The sequence below is a fragment of the Sporolactobacillus laevolacticus DSM 442 genome, from assembly GCF_000497245.1.
Lineage (GTDB): Bacteria > Bacillota > Bacilli > Bacillales > Sporolactobacillaceae > Sporolactobacillus > Sporolactobacillus laevolacticus.
The window spans coordinates 144913-166095 of the sequence record NZ_AWTC01000006.1; the positions used below are offsets into that span (position 1 = coordinate 144913).

Annotated in this window: 26 protein-coding genes and 1 pseudogene; 9 read left to right on the forward strand and 18 right to left on the reverse strand. The window is 41.0% G+C overall.

All coding sequences use genetic code 11. The features are described 5' to 3' along the window. Positions 1 to 23 precede the first annotated feature (23 nt). Entirely contained in the window at positions 24 to 395 is a 372-nt protein-coding gene (locus P343_RS27180) for a hypothetical protein (protein ID WP_023509968.1), read from the forward strand. Positions 396 to 648: 253 nt separating this feature from the next. On the opposite strand, the gene P343_RS27185 is transcribed toward P343_RS27180, so the two are convergent. The 4 genes from P343_RS27185 to P343_RS27200 form a co-directional block, all read right to left on the reverse strand. Further along, entirely contained in the window at positions 649 to 2100 is a 1452-nt protein-coding gene (locus P343_RS27185) for an NADP-dependent glyceraldehyde-3-phosphate dehydrogenase (RefSeq protein ID WP_023509969.1), read from the reverse strand. A gap of 722 nt (positions 2101 to 2822) precedes the next feature. After that, positions 2823 to 3041, reverse strand: coding sequence for a hypothetical protein (locus P343_RS27190; RefSeq protein WP_023509970.1), 219 nt, complete (start codon positions 3039 to 3041; stop codon positions 2823 to 2825). An 86-nt stretch (positions 3042 to 3127) separates the two neighbouring features. Next, positions 3128 to 3613: a dihydrofolate reductase gene (locus P343_RS27195; RefSeq protein WP_023509971.1), complete on the reverse strand. Its 486-nt coding sequence runs from the start codon at positions 3611 to 3613 to the stop codon at positions 3128 to 3130. Continuing rightward, positions 3610 to 4404, reverse strand: a complete 795-nt coding sequence (locus P343_RS27200) for a thymidylate synthase (protein WP_023509972.1) — start codon at positions 4402 to 4404, stop codon at positions 3610 to 3612. Before P343_RS27200 ends, P343_RS27195 begins: the two co-directional genes overlap by 4 nt. A 208-nt stretch (positions 4405 to 4612) precedes the next feature. Here P343_RS27200 and P343_RS27205 point away from each other — a divergent pair, with 208 nt between their 5' ends. Both P343_RS27205 and P343_RS27210 read left to right on the forward strand, forming a co-directional pair. Continuing rightward, complete coding sequence (locus P343_RS27205; protein WP_023509973.1) at positions 4613 to 5596, forward strand: hypothetical protein; 984 nt, start codon at positions 4613 to 4615, stop codon at positions 5594 to 5596. Then, a complete protein-coding gene (locus tag P343_RS27210; RefSeq protein WP_023509974.1) occupies positions 5593 to 6393 on the forward strand; it encodes a protein-glutamine gamma-glutamyltransferase in 801 nt (266 codons plus the stop codon). The genes P343_RS27205 and P343_RS27210 overlap by 4 nt, the downstream gene beginning before the upstream one ends. Here P343_RS27210 and P343_RS37160 read toward each other — a convergent pair. From P343_RS37160 to trhO, 3 genes are all read right to left on the reverse strand, one after another. After that, entirely contained in the window at positions 6381 to 6533 is a 153-nt protein-coding gene (locus P343_RS37160) for a hypothetical protein (RefSeq protein WP_023509975.1), read from the reverse strand. The genes P343_RS27210 and P343_RS37160 overlap by 13 nt on opposite strands. Positions 6534 to 6628: 95 nt before the next feature. Further along, positions 6629 to 7303 carry a type II toxin-antitoxin system HicB family antitoxin gene (locus tag P343_RS37690; protein WP_023509976.1) on the reverse strand — a complete coding sequence of 225 codons (675 nt, stop codon included), beginning with the start codon at positions 7301 to 7303 and terminating at the stop codon, positions 6629 to 6631. Positions 7304 to 7437: 134 nt separating this feature from the next. Beyond that, entirely contained in the window at positions 7438 to 8367 is a 930-nt protein-coding gene (gene trhO, locus P343_RS27220) for an oxygen-dependent tRNA uridine(34) hydroxylase TrhO (RefSeq protein WP_023509977.1), read from the reverse strand. A gap of 180 nt (positions 8368 to 8547) precedes the next feature. Between trhO and P343_RS37475 the strand changes: the two genes are divergently transcribed. After that, positions 8548 to 9933, forward strand: a complete 1386-nt coding sequence (locus P343_RS37475) for a BaiN/RdsA family NAD(P)/FAD-dependent oxidoreductase (RefSeq protein WP_023509978.1) — start codon at positions 8548 to 8550, stop codon at positions 9931 to 9933. 276 nt (positions 9934 to 10209) lie between these two features. Here P343_RS37475 and P343_RS27230 read toward each other — a convergent pair whose 3' ends face one another. From P343_RS27230 to P343_RS37165, 8 genes are all read right to left on the reverse strand, one after another. Beyond that, entirely contained in the window at positions 10210 to 10614 is a 405-nt protein-coding gene (locus P343_RS27230; RefSeq protein WP_023509979.1) for a phage portal protein, read from the reverse strand. Between the two features lie 300 nt (positions 10615 to 10914). Continuing rightward, entirely contained in the window at positions 10915 to 11106 is a 192-nt protein-coding gene (locus P343_RS27235) for a hypothetical protein (RefSeq protein ID WP_023509981.1), read from the reverse strand. 436 nt (positions 11107 to 11542) lie between these two features. Further along, on the reverse strand, positions 11543 to 11851 hold the full coding sequence (locus tag P343_RS27240) for a hypothetical protein (RefSeq protein ID WP_023509982.1): 309 nt from the start codon (positions 11849 to 11851) through the stop codon (positions 11543 to 11545). A gap of 539 nt (positions 11852 to 12390) precedes the next feature. Beyond that, positions 12391 to 12744, reverse strand: a complete 354-nt coding sequence (locus P343_RS27245; protein WP_023509984.1) for a hypothetical protein — start codon at positions 12742 to 12744, stop codon at positions 12391 to 12393. Between the two features lie 392 nt (positions 12745 to 13136). Further along, positions 13137 to 13466, reverse strand: a complete 330-nt coding sequence (locus P343_RS27250) for a hypothetical protein (protein WP_023509986.1) — start codon at positions 13464 to 13466, stop codon at positions 13137 to 13139. Positions 13467 to 13479: 13 nt separating this feature from the next. Then, positions 13480 to 13836, reverse strand: a complete 357-nt coding sequence (locus tag P343_RS27255) for a hypothetical protein (protein WP_023509987.1) — start codon at positions 13834 to 13836, stop codon at positions 13480 to 13482. Between the two features lie 12 nt (positions 13837 to 13848). After that, on the reverse strand, positions 13849 to 14373 hold the full coding sequence (locus P343_RS0118790) for a YcxB family protein (protein ID WP_023509988.1): 525 nt from the start codon (positions 14371 to 14373) through the stop codon (positions 13849 to 13851). A gap of 22 nt (positions 14374 to 14395) precedes the next feature. Continuing rightward, a complete protein-coding gene (locus P343_RS37165; protein ID WP_023509989.1) occupies positions 14396 to 14560 on the reverse strand; it encodes an XtrA/YqaO family protein in 165 nt (54 codons plus the stop codon). 157 nt (positions 14561 to 14717) lie between these two features. On the opposite strand from P343_RS37165, the gene P343_RS27265 reads away from it, so the two are divergent. Further along, positions 14718 to 14903 (forward strand): hypothetical protein, encoded by a 186-nt coding sequence (locus tag P343_RS27265; protein WP_023509990.1) that lies wholly within the window; start codon positions 14718 to 14720, stop codon positions 14901 to 14903. 917 nt (positions 14904 to 15820) lie between these two features. On the opposite strand, the gene P343_RS27275 is transcribed toward P343_RS27265, so the two are convergent. Beyond that, a complete protein-coding gene (locus tag P343_RS27275) occupies positions 15821 to 16465 on the reverse strand; it encodes a DNA adenine methylase (RefSeq protein WP_317134703.1) in 645 nt (214 codons plus the stop codon). A 69-nt stretch (positions 16466 to 16534) separates the two neighbouring features. On the opposite strand from P343_RS27275, the gene P343_RS37170 reads away from it, so the two are divergent. Both P343_RS37170 and P343_RS27280 read left to right on the forward strand, forming a co-directional pair. Next, the gene (locus P343_RS37170) at positions 16535 to 16708 is read left to right on the forward strand and encodes a YjfB family protein (protein ID WP_023509993.1); all 174 of its coding nucleotides are present in this window, start codon (positions 16535 to 16537) and stop codon (positions 16706 to 16708) included. A 198-nt stretch (positions 16709 to 16906) separates the two neighbouring features. Next, positions 16907 to 17176: pseudogene (locus P343_RS27280) on the forward strand (NAD(P)/FAD-dependent oxidoreductase); the annotation flags it as partial. A 122-nt stretch (positions 17177 to 17298) separates the two neighbouring features. Here the strand turns inward: P343_RS27280 and P343_RS27285 are convergent. Continuing rightward, positions 17299 to 18990: a formate--tetrahydrofolate ligase gene (locus P343_RS27285; RefSeq protein ID WP_023509995.1), complete on the reverse strand. Its 1692-nt coding sequence runs from the start codon at positions 18988 to 18990 to the stop codon at positions 17299 to 17301. Positions 18991 to 19140: 150 nt separating this feature from the next. Here P343_RS27285 and P343_RS27290 point away from each other — a divergent pair, with 150 nt between their 5' ends. Then, a complete protein-coding gene (locus P343_RS27290) occupies positions 19141 to 19563 on the forward strand; it encodes a reverse transcriptase-like protein (RefSeq protein ID WP_023509996.1) in 423 nt (140 codons plus the stop codon). After that, positions 19563 to 20489 carry a DMT family transporter gene (locus tag P343_RS27295; protein WP_023509997.1) on the forward strand — a complete coding sequence of 309 codons (927 nt, stop codon included), beginning with the start codon at positions 19563 to 19565 and terminating at the stop codon, positions 20487 to 20489. Before P343_RS27290 ends, P343_RS27295 begins: the two co-directional genes overlap by 1 nt. Positions 20490 to 20689: 200 nt before the next feature. On the opposite strand, the gene P343_RS27300 is transcribed toward P343_RS27295, so the two are convergent. Continuing rightward, positions 20690 to 20917 (reverse strand): IDEAL domain-containing protein, encoded by a 228-nt coding sequence (locus tag P343_RS27300; protein ID WP_023509998.1) that lies wholly within the window; start codon positions 20915 to 20917, stop codon positions 20690 to 20692. Between the last annotated feature and the right edge of the window lie 266 nt (positions 20918 to 21183).

Consider the following 21183-nt stretch of genomic DNA (forward strand, 5'->3'; position numbering starts at 1 on the left):
AAATGATCACAGGAGGTACGAAAATGTCATATCAAAACTATTGGCAAAATCTGCTCAATCAGCCTGTCGAAATTGAATGCAATGACGGCTCGGTTCATTATGGAATCATTGATTCTTTCGATCAGGAAAATGTCTATTTGAGACCTTTGGATAATGATCAGACGCCAGCAGAAACAAGAAATAATGATGAACGATTCTTTGGTTTAGGTGTAGGTGCTCCGGCATTCTTAGGCGGATTTGCAGGAGGTTTGCTCGGCGTTGGATTAGGATCAATTATTGGTGTGAGACCATGCCCGTATTGTCCACCTGGACCATACCCGTACGGACCAGGACCGCGACCGCCTTATTATGGCGGAGGTTTTTACGGACCGGGACCAGGACCGTTTTACTATTAAATGTCGGTCCATAACCGCACACCCACAACGGAGTGTGCTTTTTTTACACTATAAGAATGTATAAAGATCTTTCGAATTATAGTTTAAGTGATCGGATAAAACGCCACGTCCTGTGGCATATCCAACATTAGGCCATCGTGATCGTCACAACTAAGGCTTCACCTATTTTAAAGATTTGGCAAAGCCAAGTTTTCTAATGTAATCAAAAAAGAAGAACCAGTCGCAACTGGTTCTTCCCTTTTTACATAAATCATTATTTCAAGTTCAAAACGGTCACGCGTTCGCGAGACATCGACAGAAGGCTGTGGTGAATACCTTGAACGCCCATACCAGAAGCTTTGACACCAAGGAATGGGAAATGATCCGGTCCACGTTCTGTCCGGCCATTGATTTGAACTGTACCTGCTTCAACCTGTCTCGCAACGGCAAGCGCACGGTCAATGTCTTGTGTGAAGACACTAGCTTGCAGGCCGAACTCAGATTTATTGGCAATTTCAATCGCTTCATCATCCGATTTCACACGAATGACAGGAAGTACAGGACCAAATGGTTCGATCCAGGCAACGTCCATATCTTCTGTTACATTGTCCAGCAATGTTGGATAAATCAGGTTGTTCTCACGTTTATTGCCCGTAACAAGCGTCGCATTTTTCGCAAGCGCATCGTCAATTAAGCCCTGAACAAAATCAGCAGATTTGTCATCAATCAGCGGAACAATTGTGCTGTCCACTTCTGGTGAACCAACGGTCAATTTCTCAACCTTTGCTTTTAATCTCGAAACCAATTCATCAGCAACACGCTCGTTTACGAGCACACGCTTGATCGCCGTACAGCGTTGACCTGAATAAGAGAAAGCACCATTCATAATGCTGCTAACTGCCACATCCAGATCAGCGTCATCACAAACGATTGCCGGATCTTTTCCGCCGAGTTCAAGAACAAGCGGGATCATTGTCGTTTGTTTTGACAAGTGACGGCCAGTGCTTGAACCGCCGGTAAAGCTGATCATATTGATGCCCTTGTGTTCCACGAGGTAATCGCCAATAACCGAACCGCGGCCGGTTGTCAGGCTGAGCAACCCTTTCGGAAGTCCCGTTTTATCCAAAGCCTCAATCATTTTAATACCGCTAATTGATCCTTGTGTTGCTGGTTTGAAAATAACAGCATTACCAACCATCAATGCCGGAGCAATTTTTGAAGCTGCCAAGTTAACCGGATAGTTGAATGGCGCGATAGCAAGTACAACACCAAGAGGAGCTCTTTCAACAATACCGATTTTCTTTTGATCGCCGCCAGGGAATCCATCGCCTCTCAGGCTTTCACCATGCATATGGAGCGCTTCCTGTACGGTATAGCGAATCAAGTCTGCTGTACGGACAACTTCTTTTTGAGCGTCCTTGAATCCTTTTCCGACTTCCTGCATAATCGCTTGAGCAATTTCCTCACTGTTTTTAACCAGTTCGTCTGCCCATCGATCTAAATATTCTCCTCTGGCGCTTAAAGATAACCCAGCCCATTCCTTCTGTGCATTGTGCGCTGCAGTAATTGCATCATCCACTTCATCCTGCGTAACTGCTTGCACGTAACCAATCGTCTGTCGAAGGTAAGGGGATTGAATCGCGATGGTCTCACCAGATGAACTTTTCTTCCATTCACCTTCGAGGTAAGCCATATAGGTGGTCAATTCTGATACGTTAGAAGCCATACCTGTTCATTCTCCTTTTTTGCCAATTCTGTTCTTTATCGAGATTGCTGTTGCCAATCTGCAAAAGTCTAGCCGAAACAAGCACTCTCATTGGCAATTATTTTCGTTAAGCCATTTCAGCAATACAATAAGATTTTCAATGAGTACTCATCTTTTACAGGATTATTTTCGCACGAAAAGCGCTTAATTTCCAATCTTCTGCTCACTGACTGTGTGACTTTTTCGTTACTAAAAAAGCATGTAATAAAAATATTTTACCTGTTTATTATAAGGTTTTAAAGCAAATTCATATATTTGTCAAGAAATTAAATTCAATAGCACCTGCGTGAACAAAATCATTTTTCCTTATTCACTGATCAGGAATCGCGATAATTTTCACCCGATTACTTATAGGACATGGCTTGAGCGCCAATCTACTTCTAACCGTCGACGAACTTTCGTTTAAACACACGTTGATTTTTGAAGTCGGTGCGGATTTTAAAAAAGATAAAATCAGAACCGGTAAGATCTATGGCGTGATCACCTAGATGCTGCTTGGCCAATTCTGCAACAGGCTTATAGAAACATCTCTATAATTTCTCACTTTTCTTTTGTTGAATAACAAATTACAGAGAAAGAGGCTCCTCCATTCTGGAACCTCTTTCTAATATATAGGGTATTATCATATTGAAATTAATCTAAGCATGATCGAATCATCCGAGGTCCTCTTTACGCCAAGATCTCTAATAATCACTGTCCTGAGACAAACGGAACCTGTTCGCTAGTGGTGCTGCAATTAATGTAAGGACAGCTATTGGAAGCCAAGCGACCAGCAATAGAAAAAATGCAGCGACATGCTTGGTTTGCCACGTGCGCCAAAACGGGAGAAGACCTAACATTGATCCCATGATCAGTCCAATAATTCCGTAACACAGCCCAAATTGCAGATATGATATGAACATTCTGATCATCTCCGTCACTCTTTTTAACAGTTTATGCAAACTGCTTAAAGAGGTGAAAGTCCATGAACTCCATGCTGGCTTTGTGATTAAGCGCGCTCATACACGCAAAAAGAATGCGGGAAGATATTCTTTTGATCTAATTTTCCAGATGTGCAACTGACAAGCCGCCATTCTTCCGGATTAAAGCCCGAGAAATAGGTATCGCCATCAAACTCCGCTTCAATATGTGTGATGTAAAGCCGGTCTGTAAAGGGAAGAAACGCTTCAAAAATTCTCGCTCCTCCGATGACAAAGCATTCATGCCCATAAGACTGGCCGCTTTTTAAGAACTCATCAACCGATGAAAAGCGATCTACATGACTTTTTGTAAAATCCGGATTATGCGTCAAAACGATATTTCTTCGACCAGGCAGCGCTTTTCCAATCGAATCGAACGTTTTTCTTCCCATAATAATGGAATGTCCAAGTGTTTTCTGCTTAAAGTAGCGCAGATCATCCGGCAAATGCCACGGAAGAGCATTATCTCGGCCAATCAGCTGATTTTGGTCCATAGCGAGCAGACATGAAATCATACCGAAACCTCTCCTTTTATTGCCGGATAAGGATGATAATCATTGAACTCAAAATCATCATAATCAAAATCAAAAATAGATGATACAGTCCGTTTGATTTTAAGCGTCGGCAGTTTTCTCGGCTCACGTTCAAGCTGCTTTCTGACTTGATCAAGATGGTTTAGATAAATATGAGCATCGCCAAACGTATGTATAAAATCTCCGACTTTCAGTCCAGTGACATGGGCGATCATATGGGTAAGGAGCGCATAGGACGCAATATTGAAAGGAACGCCAAGAAAGATATCCGCGCTTCGCTGGTAGAGCTGGCAGCTCAAACGACCGTCATTAACGTAAAACTGAAAAAGACAATGACATGGTGGCAAAGCCATATTGGGTATATCTGACGGGTTCCATGCGGTCACAATCAGACGTCTGGAATGCGGATTGGTTTTGATTTCATGAACGACATTACTGATTTGATCAATCGTTTCGCCATTTTTTCCTGGCCACGAACGCCACTGATGCCCATATACCGGGCCAAGATCGCCTTGCTCATCCGCCCATTCGTTCCAGATACGCACACCGTGTTCCTGTAAATACTTAACATTCGTATCCCCTTTAAGAAACCAAAGCAGTTCGTAAATAATGGATTTAAAGTGCAGCTTCTTGGTTGTCATCAACGGGAATCCATCCTGAAGATTGAAGCGCATCTGATGGCCAAACACGCTGACTGTCCCCGTACCGGTACGGTCAGATTTTTCATGGCCTTCGTCTAGCACCCTTTGGCAAAGGTCTAAATACTGTTTCACGACTCATCACTCCACTTTTCTCTTGCTGACTTATAGTTTAACATAATCTGTTCCGTTCAGAAACGACATTCACGATGTCTGCCAATTTATGGCAGACACCTTTCCATACTCTCCTCATGAACCGCTCTTCTTTCATTGTGGTTAAAGCATAAAAAATACATAGGGGCATAAGCATGTTACAAGGTTTACGACACTGGAGGGAAACACGATGAGCGCTGAGAACCAGCAGAGCAATCCTTTAAATCATTTACGGCATGAGCAACCGGACGCACTTATCGAAGAATGGAATAAAATCAGGAGTACTGACCATGAACGTGCTTTGACGCTGATCAATGATCCGGGACTTGAGTTTCCTGTACTTTATATGCTACGTGATCAATTGGAAACTCGTTCGGACGACCTCGATCATCGCACTCGAATAGCATTATCGCATATACGCAATGTGCTTCATGGCGCCGATTTGGGCATCACCCATGCTGCTTCATTTGCAAATCAGCATGATGAAGTTGTCGGATCAATGCTCTGGATTCTGCAAACCGGGTGGAAAAATATCGTTTCAACAGATTATACGCAAGTCATAGATCAGACAGCTATTAATCTCTTGCATACGTTTCATGAGAATTGGCTTAAAGAAATGGTGGATTTGGTCTTTTACCGTTATAAAAACAAGAGCCAGCGCCATTATTTGATCAGCGCGATGTGGGAGACGGCGCAGCCCATCTGTCTCGTCTATATGTCAAATTATCTTTTATCTGATCAGACTGTTGAGAGCAATTACGCACGCCGTATGCTCTCGTTTATCCCTGAAGTACGGCACGCAGTTGATAATCCTGCAGCCTTGCTCACTTTTGAAACGTGGTATGAAGAAAATGCACATTATCTTGTTTATACAGGAGAGACCAATGATGCGGTTCCAGGAGGCCATCCGTACCGCATTCACTACAGCGCAAAGTATCTCGGTAAAACCGTTTCCCCGCTAAGCGGAGAGCCCGTTCAGACATTAATGCCGAATGAGAAAAAGAACTATTATGATTTTATTAAGCTACCACTCCGCCTCCAAACCAGCCTTTCCGCATACTCGAGCCTGCTTCGAAAACAGCAGCCGCAAATTTGGAGAGCCTGGATTATTGATCCGCTTAAAGAGCAACTGCAATCGATAAGTAACCCAGCGCACGGGGGGTATGGTCTATGATTATTGCCGCAAACCAGCAGCTGTCAGCTGATGATTTCGGAAGTTTTGCCATGAACGGGCGTTTTGCTCCGGTAATCTTCAAGACTATGGTAGAATCTCAAGAAATATTCGCCTATCCCTCGCGTAAAGAACTCAACTTTGAAATAAAACTGAGGAATGAAACAATCGAGTCCTCATACGCATTACAAGCAAGTGGCGTATCCTTCGCGACATTCTACTATTCTCAGTGCAATGATTACTACTGGACATTAACGGGAGATGGTGGCTTTGAATTAAAACCGGGGATTCAATCCTCTGAAGCAATTCGAGACATCTTCGTCAATGGTGAAGCTTATGCTTTCGAATGTGCAACTGCAATGATGATTATTTTTTATAAAGCGCTGATAGAAACAATTCCCAAAGAACGATTCAATGAAGTCTTCCAGCATCTGTATCTTTGGGACTGGCAAAACCATCCTTTTTTCCCTTTAAGAAATGTTTCACGGGTAGGCGGCGGCATTCCCGGAGATGTGCGCTACTTCAAAAATCCCGATGTCAGTCCACAAACACCTCAATGGCAAGGGGAAAATGCCGTTGATTTATCTAATGGCCAATTTTTTGGCCATGGCATAGGAATCATGCCTGCAGATCAAATCATCGTTGAGCTAAATAAATACCGGAGACCGAACGCAATGGTTTCTGCCTTTCTCATGAACAATGCCACACGACCGAACTACCTTGCGCTCTCCGCACTCGCAGACGGCGCACAGATGGACGGCATCCGAATTGCCGCCGGAACATCATTTTACACCTTCTGATGCTCTTCTTTCGGCAAGTGGTTAGGAAGCAGCAGTGCAAGTAATACTGTAATCAGCGCAAGAATCAGAAACACGGTAAAAAGCATATGAATGCTGATTGAGAGCACTTCACGCAGCGCGTTCAGTACGGACTTCGGCAACTGTTCGTGCCCACGAGGGAAATTACTCAACCAAAATAAGCCCAAGAACAGGTTAATCTGCTCTTAGACTTATAAAGATTGATCCTATTGTTTTTTTACCTGTTCAGCTTATCAAGCAATCGATTAAGCTTTTCGTTCAAACGCTGGTATTCTTCAGAATTTTTCAGTCGTTCGGCAACTTCACTAAGTTCTTTTTTTACATTATCAATCTCATTTTTAATCAAATTCATGTTTTGATCTGGTTCGTCTTTATTAGCATCATCCGCCATGTTGACATGGACGCGAATTTTCGACAAGTCTCTCAGGCTCTTTTTAACTTTTTTAAGTTGCTTATTCAGCTTTTCCTGAACAGAGAATGAATGATCATTTTCATCAATATTGAGTTCATCCTTTAACGCATCCTGCAGAATTCTAGAATAATTCAAGTCGGCATCTTTTGCTGCATCGTCAAGCCACTTTGGAATGGTCAGTGTTTTTTTAACTGCCTGATTCTCCATTTTTTTACGGAATGGCGGCATCCACGTCTCAATTAGAGTCACAAATTGATTTTCTCCCGTCTGAATGCCAACTACTTCTGATGGTTCAGGAATGATTTCTCCGTTTTCTTCCAAACCGTAAAGATGCAGCGCGAGCGCTTCTTTGGCATTGGCAAATCCCTCTTCTACGTTGTCGGCAGAAGCCTTACATTCCGGCAGATCTGGAAAAGCAATCGACAAATGTTCACTTTCCTTCGTAAAAACAGCGGGATAAATGTATTGATCTTTGCTCATTATGATCACCTCACATCCATTATAACACGTGTTTTATACGTGTAAAGTATTTATTAAGCACGTGTTGTTACCCAATAAAATAAAGAACCGGACAACTAAATCCGGTTCAGCTTGTTATTCAATTACACTACGAATTACACTCGTACTGCTGGTTGCGCAACTTCTTGGTCATATCGATTACGCGGATGATGGAAGCATGCATCACTGCATGAGCGATGATATTCATGTTCACATTCCTCACAGCAAATAAATTGTTTATTGCATTCTGGGTTGGCACAGTTAACGATACGGTCACAAGTCTTCCCACAATGATGACAATGGCCGACGACTACATCCTCGTCCGTGCGATTAACAGGAACAGAAATCCGTTGGTCAAAAACATAGCACTTTCCATCGTAAAGTCTGCCCTTTACTTCCGGATCTTTGCCGTATTCTACAATTCCGCCTTCCAACTGGCTGACATCATGAAAACCAGCACGCAGCAAGTAACCGCTGAACTTCTCACAGCGAATGCCGCCGGTGCAATAGGTCAGTACTCTTTTATCCTTGTAGTCAGCTAAATTGTGTTCAATCCATTCAGGCAGGTCACGAAAGTTTTTAACATCAGGAAGGATCGCATTCCGAAAACGGCCAATTTGGGTTTCATAATTGTTTCGCGCGTCAATGACAAGCACATTCTCATCCTGAATCGCTTCATAAAATTCTTTAGGTTTTAGGTGTTTACCGGTCACCTGATGCGGATCAATATCTTGATCAAGCTTGAGCGCGACGATTTCCTTACGCGGTCGGACATGCATCTTTTTAAACACATGCCCATCTGCTTCATCAATCTTAAACGGCATATCTGCAAAACGCAGATCACGATGCAGTGTATCCATGTAAATTTGTGTTTGTTCAGTTGTTCCGGACAACGTCCCGTTCAACCCTTCACGTCCGACGAGAATACGGCCCTTCAATCCCAGTTCTTTGCAGAAACGCAAATGAGCCTGAGCAAATGTTTCAGGATCTTCAATCGTTACATAATGATAATATAGCAAGACACGAAAAGGCTTGCTTTCCTTCATTTCTTCCACCTCATTTTGTCAAAGCATCACTAGCGATCGCTCAACATAATTCTTTATTTATCCTATCAAATTTCTCGAGGTGTGACAAATGTCACATTTGATTATTTTCAGTACAAAGATGAAATTGGCTCTGGATTCTGTTAATGTAGCGTTAGTATATCGAAGAAACGAGGGCTAATTATGGATTTTGATGTCATTGTCGTTGGAGGAGGACCCGCGGGGTTGATGGCAGCGATTGCTGCAGCAGAGCAAGGTGCGCATGTTCTCCTATTAGATAAAGGAGATAAATTAGGCAGGAAGTTGGCTATTTCAGGCGGCGGCCGCTGTAATGTGACGAACGCAATGCCGATTGACGAATTGATCAAGCACATCCCAGGAAACGGAAGATTCTTGCATAGTGCCTTGGCCGCTTTTGATAATCAGGATATCATCACTTTTTTCAAAAATTTAGGAGTCGAGTTAAAAGAGGAAGATCACGGACGTATGTTCCCGGTTTCGAATGACGCAAAATCTGTAGTAACCGCTCTATTGAACAAAATGAGATCCTTACATATTAGTGTTCGAACAAATAGTCCGGTACAGACTGTACTCTACTCAACACATGCTTGTGGTGTTAAGACCATGAATGGCGAAAAGCTGTATTCAGAAGCTGTTATAGTTGCTGTTGGGGGAAAATCCGTACCTCAAACAGGTTCACCTGTGGGAGTGACAGGCACGTCTAATCGTGTGATCGGCGTAAAAACACGCAGTGGAGAAACCTATTACGCAAATTCAGTTATTGTTTCTGTCGGAGGTAAAAGCGTTCCAAATACCGGCAGTACCGGGGATGGTTACGCGTGGGCTAAAGCTGCCGGGCACACCATCACTGAATTGTATCCGACTGAAGTGCCGCTTACTTCAGAAGAATCGTTCATTAAGGAAAAAACACTTCAAGGCTTATCGTTATCCGATGTTGCTGTAACGTTAATAAATCCAAAAGGAAAAGCGATTCAAACCCATAGATGGGACATGCTGTTTACCCACTTCGGTCTTTCAGGACCTGCTATACTCAGACTCAGCCAGTTCGTCGTAAAAGCACTTAAAAAGTTTAAAACAAAGGACGTCACCGTGCTGATCGATGTCAAACCGGATGTCCGCGAAGAAGAATTGGTTCAGAATCTTCACCATCTTGCTGAATCCGATCCAAAAAAAGCAGTAAAGAATGTATGGAAAGGTATCGTTCCGGAACGTTATCTGCTTTTTATATTTGATCAAATTGGACTCTCCCCAGATCGTAACTTTCATGAGCTGTCAAAGGAAGATATTCGCCAGATGGCAAAAATGCTTAAAGGGTTTCCTGTTCGAATTTCTGGCACACTGTCCATTGAAAAAGCGTTTATAACAGGCGGTGGCGTTTCTCTCAAAGAAGTGAATCCAAAAACATTGGAATCAAAGTTAATGCCCGGTTTGTATTTTTGCGGAGAAATTCTCGACATTCATGGCTATACGGGTGGCTACAACATTACATCCGCTTTTGTTACCGGGCATGCCGCTGGTCTTGCAGCTGCACAGTCTTACGTACATTGAAAAAGATGTTTCTCTGATCTTAACATTAATGAGATGACTTTATCTTTTTCACTAGAAATAAATTGCAGATATTGGATAATGTTCTTGTGGCTATAAGTAATTGAGGAATTGGCTGAGTAATATAAAAATACCCATCTTGGATAAGGATGGGTATTTTTATGCGCTACTAATTCGGCAGCTAGTAAGGAGCCCATCTTTATTTTGATTGCTTAGTCGTTGTTCGCGACCATAAACACTCTCCGCAGCAATCGCCGCATCTCGTGCATACGACCCATTTCATCCTAAATGTTCGTAAAAAAACAGAAGTAGACCTGGTAGTGTCTGTTCGCTAACCACACCTTTAAGCGCAACCGATGCCTGAGTATCTGAAAGAATATCATCCGGGAGTTTCCGTTTAAACTGAAAATCAATATGCAAGTAATCATCTGGGTTGGCCAGTCTCTTTTTCGCCCATACCGTACAAATCACCTTGAATCGATCCCTTAACCCAGCTGTCATCTTTCGGTCCATTGTGATCGCCTTATGTTCAAGAGCCATAAGCTTGTATCTCATTGCAACTCCGGTCACCGTCGTCCCGAACGAATCATCAAAGAAGTTTACCGATTTGGCAAATCGTGAAATGTTTTCTGCCAGTCGATCTAAGTGCTGCTCGATGATGCTGTCATTCAGCTCCTTGGTCATACTTCACATCCTGAGTTCCATCATAAAGGGGGGGTAAAGTGAAAAAAGAAAATACATTTTTATAGTTAATTTGCTGATCATTCGTCTTTATTTGATCTATCGCTAATTGATCGAAGAATATAAATGGTGTTTTGCGAATGAAATGGGGTTCCCTCCCCTTGAGCAGATGAATTAATTAAATATGACAAATAAACAAGTCACTAAATCCCTTCCGCATACTCCACTTTCAACTCATCCATCCGCTTTGAGATCTTGTCATTCATTCTAATGTATTTGTTATTTAATTTAATTACTTTAACCTTATCCACCGGCAAGTTTTGGCACTCTTTCTGAATCTTCTTTAGCAGCGATTGCCTGTGCATCCATCAAATAAACTGTATACTTTCGATTGCAGTTTGGACAAACAAAAAAACCGACAATGAGTTTGCCGACTCGTTTTTCTTGGTTATTCAGCTCGAATTCTTTGTGGTAGGGGTCGCAGGTGACTTGCATTTTATTTACCCCGCTTTGATCGTTTATGGTTATCTATTATATTTAATTAATTTATACAATAAAATAGTTGGTTAGCACTTGTCATATTTTCCCCATAGCAAAAATAAAAATCAACTTAAAGCTAGATTCTGTGCTTTAACTCAAAATTGATTTTAAGGGGTGCTGCATATGAAAAAACTGTTCAAAATAATGATTGAGTATTTTATCCTTGGCTTATTTATGCTTTGCCTTACAGCAATGTTCCTACATCTTACGTAACACATATTATGAATTAAACGATGTTTTCAAGTGAGCTAATCTAAGCTCACTTTTTTTATTTTTATTTAATTTATTTATATTCATGAAGCAAAGAAATATTATATTTAATTATTTAATACTAAAAGCGCCCTCCCGGATGCCCTTTACTCTATTCATTTAAGCACCGAAGGTGCGCCAATTATTTATCATCAGTCCAACAATACAAAATATCTGAGATACCGGTTTCCACTGCTTCATCAAAACACTGGAGAGAATCTTCGTCATCAGGATCGTTTTCATGATAGAAGTCACGAGTCACAACGAATTGATCTTCAACCTCTACGATCTCCCATCCTTCATCGTTATTAAGAAAATTTTCTGCTTTGCTATAAGCAGATTTTATATCATCAGCTTTAACCCAACAACTAATAAAAGCTCCTTGATATACATCTTTTTCTGGATTGTCGTCAGATGGTCTAGCTTCAAACATGAAATAGAAAATTGACATGGGCACTGCCCCTTCAAAGCTTTTTCGACCATTATAGCACCGAAGGTGCGCCATGTACTGTGCTTTGATCGAGGTAAAACTCAACTCCCCGACCTGCCTTCCATGCTACATGACACTTACCTCCGTTTGTTCTATATTCTTTTCATATATGAAAAAAGCCACCAAAATTGGCAGCTTTTCCCGTGAGTACTGTAATTAGCTTTTGCTCAAACTATTCAAGCGACAATAAAACCAAATAAAGGAGACGATAACCAATATGAACAATAACATATGGGCAATCATTGTCCTTATTGTTATCCTTCACTATTTGTAAATGAAGGTTGGTGTGTAAATTTGAAGTGGCGTTGTATAGGAACGCTACTTCTTAATTTTTACATTATAGTTATGTCTTATATTTAATTATTTATACATTGTCAAGATCAGCACCGTAAGGTGCGCAACGTCTTCTGTTCTGGCTAGAGAGCCTTGTCCTATCCGACCCGCCGTCCACGTTATCATATTATCACAGATTTTCATCAAAAAAGTTCCTTCTTGATTCCTTATTTAATTTTATTTGATTTCGGATACAGCGTAAGGTGAACACTATCTACAGTGCGCTTTCCGGATCCTTCACTTATCTTTTTAATCCATCCGTAACTATACCCCAGCTTGTCAGATATCTCTGCCAATGCCAGCCCCTGCATGCGCCAGTACGCAACCAAGTAATCCAGTCCTTCAAACTTGCCTATACTCTTCTCCATTTTCGTCTTAACCTGTTCTTTTTCAACCATCACTCTGTTTAATATATTTAATTTTATATCGATCTTGGTGATGTGCTCCAGAGCGCGGTCAAAAGGCATCAGCGTGAAGTTGTGGCCCACACGTTCCTCGTCATAATTAGCAGCTCCGATCATACCCCTATGTTGCGTGCTCATTTTCTAGTAATATTTACGCTCATGCTCTAGCTGAGTTATTCTCATATTTAATAAATCTATTTCACGGCACAAATCACGGTACTCGGTAATCCGCAATAGATCTGCAGCCATACTCATTGCTCCTTCCTACGCAGTGCGTGATTATGCCGTTCATATTGTCTCGGTCAATACCTATCAAATTCTCGATCGTCCGTCTCGACAGCTTTTCGGAACGATAACCATGTTTTCACGAACGATTGCCCTCTGAACTGGTCCTTTTCTGCATTTTTCGGAACGATTCATAATATTACCCCCTTTTAAGCAAATAAAAAGAGGACAAGAATCCAACGGCATTTAACCGTCGATTTTGTCCTCCAGCTGACTGGTAGAAATTATTGCTGATTCATTTTTATTAATTCACTTTTAACAGAATTTGCGTACACTTCTATAGTATTGATTAAGGGATCTAATCTGTTTAGGTGATCAGTCCAGCGTTCCTTCATCTTATTTTTGTCAAATTCGTTATTTGTTAAATAAATTGGTATTGATGAACCCATCTCTATACAAAGAATCAATGGAGTTAGATAATCACGATATTTCAAAGCAGGTACAATATTCCAGTCGCTTGAATATTTAAGCGTGCTAGTGTCATTAACTATAATAGTTGAATATGCTTGTAATTTTTGAATCGTTTCATACTTTTTTGATGTATCTTTAAGCAACTTATCTGCCTTACTACATATTCCCTCTTATAGATCTAACCTCAAGTAAATAATTTTCATTAAACTTAACCAATTTATTTAGATTTTCTTTTCTTATTTCATCTAAATTCGCTTTAATTTGTCTATTCCCTACTTCAATTGCATATTTACCAGCTAACCAGGCACCAGCAAAGGATCCAAATAATGTACCAACGGTCTGTATCCAAGCATTAGCATCTGTATTCCCTATCCATGACCTAATATTTATTAACCAGAAGAGAATTATCATTATGATCATGCTTGAGAAGATGCCTATAAATAACCCAAGAATTTGGATCTCTTTGAACTTTTTAATAATCCAATCTTTCCCTTTTGAGAGTTTTACCTTCAAAACTCCTCCCCCTCATCCCACTTCCCCGTTCTTACTTAAATGAACTTTCTTTTTTGGCATCGATGTGCTGATCAATCTCCGAAAGTCGCTTATTACATCATCATTTTTGAAGAATCTCTTTGGAAGAACTACTGCCTGATTCTTTGATACGTGAATCTGAAACATATCTTTATGTTCGTATGCAGAAATGAAATCTTCCCACTTGAAAAAAGTCTTTGATTTTCCACGAGTTTGCACAACTTCGTCTTTATTAACATCATACTGAATTTCTTGTTTAATTAATTGATTACTTGAGTATTCATTTCTGACTTTAAGAGGAAAAATAATCGTAATCAATATCCATAAAACTAGCGCAAAAGCTGCTGCCATTGTAAATGAAATAAGTATTTTGTGAAACAGGATTATATATATCAAAAATAAGATGAAAAAAAATGAAATGCTTGTTATTGTAAATAGCTTTCGTCTTGCATAAAAATTATACTTTTTAAATTCACGCCAAGTTAATGTGCCGCCACAATGCACCTCTTCATTTTTCATCGGTTCAACTCCCTGACTGTTATTAAAACTCTTCGCCTTCGTCCCATTTCACGCGCTTCACTTTGACCTGGTGCGTCACAATTATCTTCTCCCCGTGTTTCGGAAACTTGGTCATTCTCGCCTTACCGTCGCGCGCAACAATGGCAAATGGTTCCCTATTTCCAATTATATCAATATTTAATTGCATTGAGCGTGGAACTATCTTCCGTTCATTTCGGATTTCATTGTTCGTGGATCAATCGGAACTAACTCTTTATTAATGTTCATCGGAAATCCTTCTTATGGTAAAATATTCATATCGGTTGATCGGGAGGAATCCCGATTTTTTATTAGGAGGAAATTCAATGAAACTTTTTAAATATTCATTGTTTGCGATTATCATCTTGACTGGTATATATATGATCTGCGATTTTCTTTTCGGACTTGAGCAAAGCTATCCTCAAAGCTTGTGGATAAGACTTCCGAAACTATTGTTCTTCGTTTCAGTTTTTATTTACGTGATTTCTTTTTCAAAGAATAGAAATAACTGATGCTACACTTTAGTGTCATACTGCAACAAACAGGACGCTTTCTTGTAATGATCAACGTAGAGTAATAGAGATTAATCAGCAAACTTGTTTAACTAAATATATCAGGAGTGACTTCTATGTTTGATTTAATTAGTTATATTGTTGCGGATATCATCGGAAGCTCATTAAGTTGGTTGTACCGTAAAGTGTTCCGAAAAAATTAAAATTAAAATTTGTAAGTGTTTCTTATTCAGGTTAGCTGCCTACTCTGATACAGCCCACTGATACTTCATTACGTACATCTCTGGCATGTTCGGTCTCACCAAAACTTCCACGATTATCTCTCTGAATAAATCAAGCTGCATAACTGGCAAAAATATTCTCCTCCCGGATAAATAGTGATAAGATAAACAAAAATCATGTTTGGAGTAGTCATGCAAATCATAAAAAACGCGTTAAAGGTTATCTTTTTAAGCGCATTGCACGCAGTATGTCTTTTTATCGTTACCTTTCCAATGTTTCGGCCATTTCAAATAGCCTCTTGGTTTCGTATTTTTTTAATACCTTTGAACATATCTATTTCACAACAATTATTATTGGGGCAATTGTTTATTTTTACTTGATTGTTAGGATGACATCCTCATTGATAAACGGCCATCCAATATCTTTTTTAACTACGTTGCTATGGATTCCTTTTTGGATTGCTATCACCTACTTCTCAACATGGATTCCTAATGCTAATCCTAATGACGGAGATAACTACGGTGCTGCCTTTATCCTGTTGTTTCTACTCTGTGTATATCCTATCTTTATTGGAGTCGCGTGCGCTTTTGGGATTGAAAGAAAAAATAATCAAAACAAAGACTCCTGATAAAACCCCGTCCGCGCAGCTATCGGGTTGATCCATAAGACTTCAGTACGTTTCTGCCCTGTCTCAATCACTTGACTTGATTCCTCACGTACCCATCCAGACATCGTTTCATCATGCAATTGGCTTGTGTATATCCAAATATGATAACCGGTCCTGGATGATCAATCAGAGTTGCAAGCAAGTCAGCGTGTTCATCATCAGTCATTTCGTACTTATAAATGTTTCCATTTCTCGTTTCAGATAGATTTGGTGGATCTGTATAGATTAATACATCTTTCCTTTTGTACCGCTTGATGATATCTAGAGCAGGCCGGCATTCAATCCGTACTTCTTTAAGTCGCTCAGCTACTCGTTGCAGCTTATCCGGTATACTGTTCCATTGCTTAATTCGATAGGAATCATCCGCTGTTCCCCGTTCTAAATTCTTATCACCACCAAATTGACAGGATAGATACTCTTCACGGCTGTATGGGGTCCATTGGACTGCTCTTGCAAGTTCCTCAGGATAATCCCGAATCACCCGAAATAAATTAACCACATTACCGTCAATGTCATTGATGGTGCCTTGTTCTGATCTTAACTTGTTGAAGAACACCGCACCACTGCCGAAGAACGTTTCCAAATAAGTGCTATGTTCCGGCATGTGATTGATAATCCAGCTGGCCATGCTCCATTTACTGCCGGGATAATGCAGGATACGCGGTATGGACATTGCTCTCATCCTCCTATCTTTTCAAAAATTTCAGCACCATTCCGATATAATAAGAAGGAGGCGAATTACTTGGATATTGCATCTGCATCAATTGGTATGAACCAAACATTACTCAGTCAGAATGTAAGCCTTGCTGTTACTAAATTGGCTTTGAACAGTGCTCAGCAAAACGGAGCTCAATTTATTCAAACGCTTCAGGCTTCAGATCCGAATTTGGGAAATATCATCGACCTAAAAGTATAAGGATCGAAAAAATGTATCTCAATTGGGATGCATTTTTTCTTCTCCTCACCATTTCTTCTCACTGACTCCTTTCCAACCATCCCGTAAACGCACGTTCATCGTGTATCTGTAACAGCTCATACAGGTGCACTTTTTGGTCCCCTTCCAAACGAAAAAGCATTATCCACCGTAATATCAAAAGAAGATGTTCGCCAGATGTCAAAAATGCTTAAAGGGTTCCCTGTCCGAATTTCCGGCACACTATCTATTGAAAAAGCATTTATAACAGGCGGCGGTGTTTCTCTCAAAGAAGTGAATCCAAAAACATTGGAATCAAAGCTTATGCCCGGTCTTTATTTCTGCGGGGAAATCTTAGATATTCATGGTTATACGGGTGGATATAACGTTACATCTGCTTTTGTTACCGGGCATGCCGCAGGCAAAGCAGCCGCCGAGCGAGCAATTTATGTACATAAACAACAAGAATAACCTTTGAGGTATGATCATTACGATAAATTCGTGAAATCCTAACCTGAAATAGAAAAGGAAGCGCCACAGAATATCGGCGCTTCCTTTTCTATTTCAATATATACTTATTTTCTTGTCGAACATTAAAACAAGCCAACAGCTTTCCCGTTTGCGTCAACATCCATATTAAGTGCTGCCGGCTGTTTCGGCAACCCTGGCATCGTCAACACACTTCCTGTCATGACAACAATGAATCCTGCACCAACGGATGCCTTTAATTCACGCACATGAATCGTGAAATCCTTCGGCCGTCCTATCTCTTTCGGGTTATCCGAAAGAGAATACTGAGTTTTCGCGATGCAGACCGGGAATTTATCCCAGCCATTTTTCTTTATTGCTTTGAGCTGTTTTAACGCCTTTGGTGAGAATTCAACATCTTTACCGCCATATACCTTCTTTACTACGGCATTGATTTTATCTTCAACAGAGTCGGTAAGCTCATAGATGGGCTTAAAGTTATTCTCTTGCTTCTCTACGGTCTCTACTACTAATTGAGCCAGCTCCTTGCCGCCTTCACCGCCTTGTTCCCACACTTTAGCTAAAGCGACCGGATGTCCGTTAGAGGCACACCAATCCTTCACATAAGCAACTTCACGATCTGTGTCAAAAATGAAATGATTGATCGCAACGACATATGGTAAGCCAAATGCCTGGATGGTATCGATGTGGCATGCCAAGTTTTCCATGCCACGGGCAAGAGCGTCCAGATCTTCATGTTTCAGTTCTTCTTTGGTCAGTCCGCCATGCATCTTCAGCGCGCGGATTGTAGCTACGATGACGACCGCGCTTGGTTCGAAATGTCCGGCACGTGTTGTGATATCCAAGAATTTTTCAGCACCCAAATCAGCACCAAATCCGGCTTCTGTAATCAGATAATCGCCAAGTTTAGCTCCTATTTTCGTTGCTAACACACTGTTGCAACCATGCGCAATATTCGCAAATGGTCCACCATGGACGAATGCCGGCGTGTTTTCCAGGGTCTGGACAAGATTCGGATGAATCGCTTGTTTAAGCAACAAGGTTAATGCGCCTTCAACCTTCAAATCACGAACAAACACCGGATTACCTTCATATGTATAGGCAACCAACATACTGCTAAGGCGCGACTTAAGATCGACAAGATTTTCCGATAGACATAGAATGGCCATAATTTCGGAGGCAACAGTTATATCAAACCCATCTTCACGAGGGACACCGTTAGTCCGCCCCCCAAGCCCGACAATAACATGCCTCAGAGCCCTGTCATTTAAATCTAAGACACGTTTCCAGACAATGCGTCGCGGATCAATATTCAGTTCATTTCCTTGTTGAATATGGTTATCAAGGAAAGCTGCCAACGCGTTATGTGCGGTTGTAATCGCGTGAAAGTCACCCGTAAAATGCAAATTAATATCTTCCATTGGCACAACTTGCGCATAGCCTCCGCCAGCTGCCCCGCCTTTCATACCCATCGTTGGTCCGAGAGATGGTTCGCGAAGAGCGATCACGGCTTTGCGCCCAATTTTATTAAGTGCTTGTCCCAACCCTACAGTTACCGTTGACTTTCCTTCTCCAGCCGGTGTCGGGTTAATTGATGTGACGAGAATTACTTTGCCATCAGCTTTATCGTTCATTTTTTCCAGCGTGTCAACTGATACCTTAGCTTTATAGCGCCCGTAAGGTTCCCAATCGCTGTCCTTCAGCCCGAGTTGTTCGGCAATTTTCCCGATCGGTTCAAGCACTGCCTCCTGAGCTATTTCAATATCCGATTTAACTGTTTTCGATGTCTCTGACATATTCTCTTAATCACCCATTCAATAATAAAGTTGTCCAGCCATTTCTCTTTTATTATGATAACATAATGTGAGTGCCGCTAAAATGTCAGGAAAGTAATTCGTACGGCAATTTTTCTATATGCATGAACATTTCACAAGGATGTGTTGAGCTTGATCGAAGTTTCATTCGATGGCGCGGCAACTGGTAATCCAGGGCTCGCTGGCGGTGGATTGTATATAAATGAAGGAAACGGAAAAGAAATTAGGCACTCATTTGCTCTGGGTACGCTCTCCAGCAACCATGAGGCGGAATTTGCTGCACTTGTAACAGCTTTGCAATTCTGTGTTGATCAGGGCTATCGCGCAGTATCCTTCCGGACAGATTCTCAACTTGTCAATCATGGACTAGAAAAACAGCATGTCAAAAATGCGCTCTATTCACCCTATTTACATCAAGCTATGGAACTCATTGAACACTTTGATTTGTTTTTCTGCAAATGGATTCCGGACAATCAAAACAAAAATGCGGATTCACTAGCCCGTCTTGCGATTCAAAAACAACTGCATGCTAAACAGAAAAAGGAGGACGTTTAATGAATCTAAAACGTGTGTTAATGGCAGATTCTGCTTTGCTCGGAATCACCTTCGTTTGGGGCACGACCTTTATCATTGTCCAGAACATTCTCGATAAGCTGACACCGCTGACTTTTAATGCCTGGCGATTTTTTTTCGCAGCTTTATTTTTAGTGTTGTGGCAGTTAATCATTAAGAAGAAAAAAAGCGGTTCGAGCATTCGCCGTTACAATTGGAAGCTGATCGCGTCAGGTGGGCTATTGGGCTGCTTTCTTTTTGCAGGATATGTCTGTCAAACCATTGGCCTGCTTTATACTTCTGCTTCGAACGCGGCGTTCATCACGGGTCTAAGTGTTGTTCTCGTCCCTGTTTTCTCAGCGCTGTTATTGCGGAAGCCGCCACAATCAGCAGCTATCGCCGGCGTGATCTTTGCCGCCATCGGCTTGTTTTTCCTGACTACGAAAGGCCAATTTTCATTGAATAAAGGCGACCTGATTGTTCTTGTCAGCGCTGTTACGTTCGCCTTACATATTATATTCACCGCAAAAATCACTGAGCATTTCAACAGTATGTCTCTAACTATTGTTCAGCTTACTGCTGTTGCGATCCTTGCATTCGTTATCGGCCTGATTTTTGACGGAGGAAAAGTAATTGATACCCATACACTTTTTCAGACGGATGTTATTCTGGTCATTCTATTTATGGCATTATTCGCTACCGCTTTTGCCTTTCTGCTTCAAACCGCTCTGCAAAAAGAAACACCTGCCACACATGTTGGTATCATCTACATTATGGAACCCGTATTTGCGGCGTGGACATCAGTTATTTTTCAAAACGCGCGATTAGGGGTTGGAGAATTAACAGGATCGTTGCTTATCCTTATAGGCATGCTGTTTGCCGAATGGCCTGGGAAGCGTGGGAAACATCAAAAAGTTGAGTCTCAATGAATATCAATCAAGTGAAAAAATTGGATATGATATTAAATTTAACACACACAAAAGGAACCCGACATATGTACGGGTTCCTTTTGTGTGTATGTGTGTAGTAATGAATCGCGAAACAAATGAATAACTTGGGGAATAAAGATGACCCATTCACCCTTGACTATAACTCAATCATTCGCTTCTTTTATTGATCCGCTGTTGAATCAACGGGTTAGCGCCATGTATTCTTCAGTCAATTTCATAAATAGTGCTTCATTCCTTGAATCCAAGCTTGCATCAATCTGCTCGCGCAACTGTTTAACTTTCTGATTGAATTCCATTTCATCAAGGATCATTTGGGCATACATTTCGACAACCGAGACCTTCGCTTGCTGTTCTTTGTAAACAACTAGCGCCTTCGTATTTTCCTGGAAAGAGTGATCATTGTTCATCTTTATTGCCCCCTTTGCACTTTTCATTATTCTACACTACTTTTCTGAAAGTTACAACCATTTAAAATCATTTTCTTTTAATTTTTCCAACTATTTTGATAAAATTGGATTATATTAACAATGCAGGCCTTAAGGCCTGCATTGTTAATCAGCATATATATAAATAAAGATAAATAGTTAGAACCAATAAAATGGTCTAAATTGTTAATTTTTTTCATAGAGTAAAAAAGAAAGAAGCCATCTCGGCTTCTTCCTCCTCATCCTTT